Raw genomic sequence first — 6,023 nt, 5'->3', positions numbered from 1 at the left:
CTACAGGGGTGTAGCTCCAATTGGCAGAGCAGCGGATTCCAAATCCGCGTGTTGGGAGTTCGAATCTCTCCACCCCTGCCACCTTCAAGGCTCTAGTCGAAAGACTAGAGCCTTTTTCGTTTCTCGCTTTTCAGTCTTACAGCTAGTAGTACTGCTTTCTCTAACATCCTGACTGAGCTGATATTCGAACCACTTCCTTTCAAAACTCTCCATACAGACCTATAACGCAATGTTGTTTAACTATTAAGGCTTTATTTCATTGGATTAGTGTTGCTAAAGGTTAGCCCATTTACCTTATAGAGAGGCACGTAAAAGTGAAAAGAGAGCTATGGATAGTAAAGCGCAATATGCATGTGTATGGGGTCTAGGGGGATAATCTTGTTGCTAAGCATAGATACCGATTTAAGCGGCAATGATACGGGCGTAAGTATTCGTGAAAGACCTGATGAGTTTAATGGAGATGGACGAGTAAAATTTGCAGTTTGATAGCTCTAGTTGGGATCTGAGCGAGCGGCTACCTGATGGTTTAGTCGCTGTGAGAGGCTTATTTACTAAGTCTCAGGCATAAAAAAACCAGTGCCGAAGCACTAGTTTTAGAGATTTTGCTGATTTACAGGATTTGATTGAGCAGGTGATCTGCTTTGATCGTTTTGATCCGTTTGATGAGCTTGCGCACTGGGGCTGGGTAAGTTTCGATCTTCTCGATGTACTTATAGCTATCGATACGTAGCGTGTGATTGAGGATCATATCTAGCTCTTGCTGTTTCTGCTCAGCAAGTAGTTGGTTCCTGTCGTGAACGAGAATGGCGTTTTCTAGATCCAACTTCCATGCGCGTGGGTTTAGGTTGTTACCAGTGATCAGCATGAACTTCTTATCAACCCAAATCCCTTTTAAATGGAAGCTGTTATCGTTGTGCTTCCAGAGGTGGATGGAAAGCTGACGTTGGGCAATCGCTCCTTCATTCTGCTTAGCGAAGGTGCGTAGGTTAACTTCATACAGGTACGGAAGACCTGCAATAGTTTTGAACGGCTCGCTTGGTGGGATGTAGAAGTCATTTGCTGTTTTATCACCAACCACAATAGTCACTTTCACACCACGGCGGATCGCACGGCGTACTTCACGACTGATAGTGCGTGGGAAGTTGAAGTATGGGGTACAGATGGTCAGCTCTGTTTGTGCGCTGGCTATCAAAGTACAGATATGGCGGTTCAGTTTGTTTTTACGCTTACCAAGACCAACCAATGGCGTTAAGCCAACTTGATCGTCAGCAATCGCTTCTGAATTAAAATCATAGCTTGCACGCTGTAGTGAGCTACGCAGTTGGCGAATTGCGCCTTTGAGGTTTTTGGTCTCAGGGCGATCTTTTTGATTAAGGCAGTTTACTGCATCGCTATCAACGAGAACGTCAGTAATAAACTTCGCCATGCTATCAGCCAGGTTTTGGTTGCGAAGTACATGGTAACGGTCATAACGGTAACGGTCATGCTGTGCTAGGTAGATATCATTTAAGCTAGCGCCGCTGTAGATCACACTATTATCGATCACGAAACCTTTCAGATGAAGTACACCGAAGACTTCACGGTTACGCACGGGTACGCCAAGTACCTCTATTTGGTGTTCATGCTTCTCAGCAAACTCGCGATATAGTGCCGCGTTACCATCAGATTTAGCAGCGCCAATCAAACCTCGTTGAGCACGGTGCCAGTCGACTAGGACTTTCACATCTAACTCAGGGTTCGCTTGTTTTGCATCATACAGTGCCTGTAGCACGCTGCGTCCCGCTTCATCGTCTTGTAGGTACAGTGCTACAAGGTAAATACGGTGTTTAGCTTGTGCTATTTCACTGAGTAAGCGCTCACGGAATGATCCCGCATCTAGAAGCGTTTCAAGATCTTCTGGGTTATGCGCAATACAGGGTAGTTGCTCAATAAGCTGTCGGTTGACTGTTGCTGAATCCATCATCGCCTCGTTTCGCGATCTATACGATTTAAATCTGTTAATTTGGGGGACAATTATATCAGAAAAATATTAAACGCCATCATTTGGTAAAGGCTGTTAACAATTGTTCTGACTTAACGCAGGTTTTTGATAACGCATGGGAACTAAGTCTTTGCCACTGGCGCTGTATCTGGCTATGCGAGACGCCAGAAAATGGGGAAGTTCATGTGTTTCAATCACTTCGAATTGTGCTTTCTGATATAGCGGGACGAGATGAGAGAAAGCAAAGCAATAACAAGGCTTAGTTTCGATATGTGTAAGGGTTGCAGATAACAACTGCTCACTGATCCCAATACCACGATATTCAGGGATAACTAACATCCCCGTTAATAGGTGGGTATCTTCGATTGTTTTAAAACGTACACAGCTAATGATTTGTTTTTCATCTTCTCCTACCCAAATTACTTCATCCTTTTTTGCTTTGCCTGCTGGATAAAATTGCTTGTAAATGCGGTTGATTAGCGGGAAGCGAAGGGGCTCTAAAATGTGGAAACTAAGCTTGTTCATAGGGAAAACACTGCGTTGATGGAATGAATCGGGTAAAATGCGGCGATTATTATACAAAGGTATGGTTTGATAGACGCATGAATATTTTGCCTCAACGGTCTCTGGCCCCTTTTCATACATTCCATCTCGACGTCGATGCCGAGTTGATTATCGAAGCGAACAGCGCTGATGACTTGTTGTCGATTTGGCAAAATGAAGCCTATCAAGCCCTGCCTAAATTACTGCTCGGTCAGGGCAGTAATATGTTGTTTACTGAACCATACCATGGGGTCGTGGTGTTAAACCGCATTCAGGGTATTGAAGTAAAGGAAGACAATGAGGGTTTCCATCTTCATGTTGGTGCTGGTGAAGATTGGCACCGCTTTGTTGAATGGACAGTCGATAATGGTATGCCTGGACTGGAAAACCTTGCGTTGATCCCGGGTTGTGTGGGTTCATCACCCATCCAAAATATCGGTGCTTACGGTCTTGAACTTAAAGATGTGTGTGAATACGTTGATGTATTGGACCTAGAAACAGGCGAACAGCAGCGTTTAAGTGCCGTTGATTGTCAGTTTGGCTATCGTGATTCGATTTTTAAGCATGCTCTTAAGAGCAATAAAGCCATTATTGCGGTTGGCTTTTTCCTCAATAAACAATGGATGCCGCGTTTATCCTATGGCCCTTTAGCGTCATTGGACAGTGCTTCAGTGACCGCGCGTGAAATTTTTGAGGCGGTTTGTGCGATTCGCCAACAGAAATTACCGAATCCTGATGAAATTGGTAACGCTGGCAGCTTCTTTAAAAATCCCATTATTTCTGTCGCCGAGCGTGATGCGTTGTTAGCGCGATACCCCAATATGCCGTCATATTCCGTGTCTGATAGTCAATGCAAATTGGCTGCGGGCTGGTTAATTGATCAAGCAGGGTTGAAAGGATATCAAGTTGGTGGTGCTCAGGTTCACCGTGAACAAGCGTTAGTACTAACCAATACTGGCAATGCAACTGCTAACGATGTGACGGCATTGGCCGCGCATGTCGTGCAAACCGTGGATACCCAGTTTGGGGTTGAACTTGAACATGAAGTACGTTTCATGGCAGCGAAAGAAGAGACATGTTTAGCGAAGGTGGTGGCATGAAAGAGCATGCGACTCGACTTGCGTTAATTCAGCAACTCTCGGATGGTACTTTTCATTCCGGTGAAGTATTGGGAGAGCTTTTAGGTATTTCCCGCGCTGCGATTAGTAAGCATATTAAAACCCTACAAACCTGGGGATTGGATATCTATCGAGTTCAGGGGAAAGGCTATTGCTTAGCAGAAAAGCTAGAACTCCTTGATTGCGATAAGATTTTGGCTCAGGTAAAGTGCCCTCACTTAAGTCTTATTCCAGTGATTGACTCAACCAATCAGCACTTGTTGGATCGGGTTGGTCAATTGCCGAGTGGCGCGGTTTGCTTGGCTGAATATCAACAAGCAGGGCGCGGCCGTCGTGGTCGCCAGTGGTTATCACCGTTTGGTAGTAACTTGTATTTGTCTATGTACTGGCGGTTAGATGCCGGTATGGCTGCTGCTATGGGGTTAAGCTTGGTTGTTGGTATCGCCATTGCAGATACGCTGACAGCATTAGGGGCACAAGACATTAAGCTTAAGTGGCCCAACGATCTGTATTTCCAAGATAAGAAGCTGGCGGGTATCCTGACTGAAATGACAGGGCAAGCGGGTGATGCTGCTCATTTAGTTATTGGCATGGGGTTAAATATCGCAATGCCAACTAAAGAAGGTAGTGAGATTGATCAAGCTTGGACGAACTTAGCTGATGCTTGTGACACATTGCCATCAAGAAACGTATTGGCTGCGACTTTGGTTGAGCGTTTACATACCACCCTTACGGAATATGAAGTGTGTGGCCTCGAAGGCTTTATTACTCGTTGGAATGAGTACGATAATTTCTTGAATCGCCCTGTGAAATTATTGATCGGTGAACGTGTGGTCGAAGGGATCGCCCGCGGTATCGATAAGCAGGGTGGGTTATTACTCGAAACCGAACAAGGTATAACGCCTTATATCGGTGGTGAAATCAGCCTCAGAGGTTGTTAATGCAATTATTAATTGAAGCGGGCAACACTTATGTCAAAGTTGCCCAACTAGATCAAGCTGGCGAGTTTGAACTATTAGGCCGCTATCCCAGCCGAAAACTGGAAATGGTATTAGAGCCACTGTTAGACAAGGGAATTAACAGGATTGTTTTTGCGAGTGTTGGCCCAGTAGAAGTCGATAACTCGATTCAGCGTATTGCACAATTGGCGAATATCCCCGTTTTGCAGGTGAAGACCTTGCGTAAAGATTTTGGCGTCAAGAATGCATATTCTGAATATCAGTATTTGGGCGTTGATCGCTGGCTAACGCTGGTGGCTATTCGCCAAGAATTCAAAAAACCGACTGTCATCGTCGATATCGGCACCGCACTTACTTTTGATGTAATGGCGGAAGATGGCAAGCACCTCGGTGGCTGGATTGCTCCGGGTTATCAGCTAATGATGAAATCGGTATTGGAAAATACTACTAAGGTGTTTGCAGACCGTGAGCATACTGAAGCGTTAGTGTTTGCCGATAATACGGCCGATGGATTAAAAAACGGTTGTCGAGCGGCATTACTGGGTTTAATTGAATACGGTTTGAAGCAAGCGAAAGAACGTTTGGGCTGTGAGCCTGAAGTCGTCTTGTGTGGTGGCGGGGTACGCCATTTACCAACTCAATGGGCAAAACATTACCGTCATCGCTCAGATCTGGTTCTTGAAGGGCTGGCGCTGTACGCAAAATGCCGTTAGTGGTTGAATTTTGCTCAAGCAAGAAAAAAAACACAAAAAATGCAGAAAAGGTGTTGCAAGCTTTTTCTGCTTTCTCTAGAATGCGCAGCAATTACGCCGACTTAGCTCAGTAGGTAGAGCAACTGACTTGTAATCAGTAGGTCACCAGTTCGATTCCGGTAGTCGGCACCAGTTTTTTTGCAACACCCCNGTCACCAGTTCGATTCCGGTAGTCGGCACCAGTTTTTTTGCAACACCCCTGGAGGGGTTCCCGAGTGGCCAAAGGGAGCAGATTGTAAATCTGCCGGCTCTGCCTTCGATGGTTCGAATCCATCTCCCTCCACCATTTTCAAATGATTGAATAGCTCTACGAGTTACGAGTTTTGCGGGCATCGTATAATGGCTATTACCTCAGCCTTCCAAGCTGATGATGCGGGTTCGATTCCCGCTGCCCGCTCCACGCTTTTGTGTGCTGATATAGCTCAGTTGGTAGAGCGCACCCTTGGTAAGGGTGAGGTCGGCAGTTCGACTCTGCCTATTAGCACCACTCCTCCCAAGTTACTCTCGAACATTTGATATATACTCTACAAACCCATGATTGGTTGTGTGGTCGTAATGCCACCAATACCGTGCCTAGAGGGACTATCCATGTCTAAAGAAAAATTTGAACGCGTAAAACCGCACGTTAACGTTGGTACTATCGGCCACGTTGACCACGGTAAAACAACTC

The 6,023-nt window shown here is 45.6% G+C and carries 5 protein-coding genes and 5 tRNA genes; 8 read left to right on the top strand and 2 right to left on the bottom strand.

The window, feature by feature from the left end:
* Positions 1-4: 4 nt before the first annotated feature.
* Positions 5-81 (top strand) — tRNA-Trp (locus A3K86_RS10895).
* A gap of 529 nt (positions 82-610) precedes the next feature.
* Here the strand turns inward: A3K86_RS10895 and pssA are convergent.
* Together pssA and A3K86_RS10885 are read right to left on the bottom strand one after the other, a co-directional pair.
* On the bottom strand, positions 611-1,960 hold the full coding sequence (pssA, locus tag A3K86_RS10890) for a CDP-diacylglycerol--serine O-phosphatidyltransferase (RefSeq protein WP_068330926.1): 1,350 nt from the start codon (positions 1,958-1,960) through the stop codon (positions 611-613).
* A 96-nt stretch (positions 1,961-2,056) separates the two neighbouring features.
* Positions 2,057-2,506 (bottom strand): GNAT family N-acetyltransferase, encoded by a 450-nt coding sequence (locus A3K86_RS10885; RefSeq protein WP_068330925.1) that lies wholly within the window; start codon positions 2,504-2,506, stop codon positions 2,057-2,059.
* 77 nt (positions 2,507-2,583) lie between these two features.
* Between A3K86_RS10885 and murB the strand changes: the two genes are divergently transcribed.
* From murB to A3K86_RS10850, 7 genes are all read left to right on the top strand, one after another.
* A complete protein-coding gene (gene murB / locus A3K86_RS10880; protein WP_068330924.1) occupies positions 2,584-3,624 on the top strand; it encodes a UDP-N-acetylmuramate dehydrogenase in 1,041 nt (346 codons plus the stop codon).
* Positions 3,621-4,583 (top strand): bifunctional biotin--[acetyl-CoA-carboxylase] ligase/biotin operon repressor BirA, encoded by a 963-nt coding sequence (gene birA, locus A3K86_RS10875; RefSeq protein WP_068330927.1) that lies wholly within the window; start codon positions 3,621-3,623, stop codon positions 4,581-4,583. The genes murB and birA overlap by 4 nt, the downstream gene beginning before the upstream one ends.
* The gene (locus tag A3K86_RS10870) at positions 4,583-5,314 is read left to right on the top strand and encodes a type III pantothenate kinase (protein ID WP_068330923.1); all 732 of its coding nucleotides are present in this window, start codon (positions 4,583-4,585) and stop codon (positions 5,312-5,314) included. Before birA ends, A3K86_RS10870 begins: the two co-directional genes overlap by 1 nt.
* 95 nt (positions 5,315-5,409) lie before the next feature.
* A tRNA-Thr gene (locus A3K86_RS10865) sits at positions 5,410-5,485 on the top strand.
* A gap of 69 nt (positions 5,486-5,554) precedes the next feature.
* A tRNA-Tyr gene (locus A3K86_RS10860) sits at positions 5,555-5,639 on the top strand.
* Positions 5,640-5,678: 39 nt separating this feature from the next.
* Positions 5,679-5,753, top strand: a tRNA-Gly gene (locus A3K86_RS10855).
* Positions 5,754-5,764: 11 nt separating this feature from the next.
* Positions 5,765-5,840, top strand: a tRNA-Thr gene (locus tag A3K86_RS10850).
* Positions 5,841-6,023: the final 183 nt, after the last annotated feature.

Origin of the sequence: Photobacterium jeanii (assembly GCF_001650345.1) — a bacterium.
In the GTDB taxonomy this organism is placed as follows: domain Bacteria; phylum Pseudomonadota; class Gammaproteobacteria; order Enterobacterales; family Vibrionaceae; genus Photobacterium; species Photobacterium jeanii.
The sequence above is the reverse complement of the archived record's forward strand: the minus strand, read 5'-3'. Positions and strand labels throughout refer to the sequence as shown.

Excerpts from the sequence above, each read along its gene's own strand:
- pssA (WP_068330926.1), bottom strand. The coding sequence starts at position 1,960 with ATGGATTCAGCAACAGTCAACCGACAGCTTATTGAGCAACTACCCTGT.
- A3K86_RS10885 (WP_068330925.1), bottom strand. The coding sequence starts at position 2,506 with ATGAACAAGCTTAGTTTCCACATTTTAGAGCCCCTTCGCTTCCCGCTA.
- murB (WP_068330924.1), top strand. The coding sequence starts at position 2,584 with ATGAATATTTTGCCTCAACGGTCTCTGGCCCCTTTTCATACATTCCAT.
- birA (WP_068330927.1), top strand. The coding sequence starts at position 3,621 with ATGAAAGAGCATGCGACTCGACTTGCGTTAATTCAGCAACTCTCGGAT.
- A3K86_RS10870 (WP_068330923.1), top strand. The coding sequence starts at position 4,583 with ATGCAATTATTAATTGAAGCGGGCAACACTTATGTCAAAGTTGCCCAA.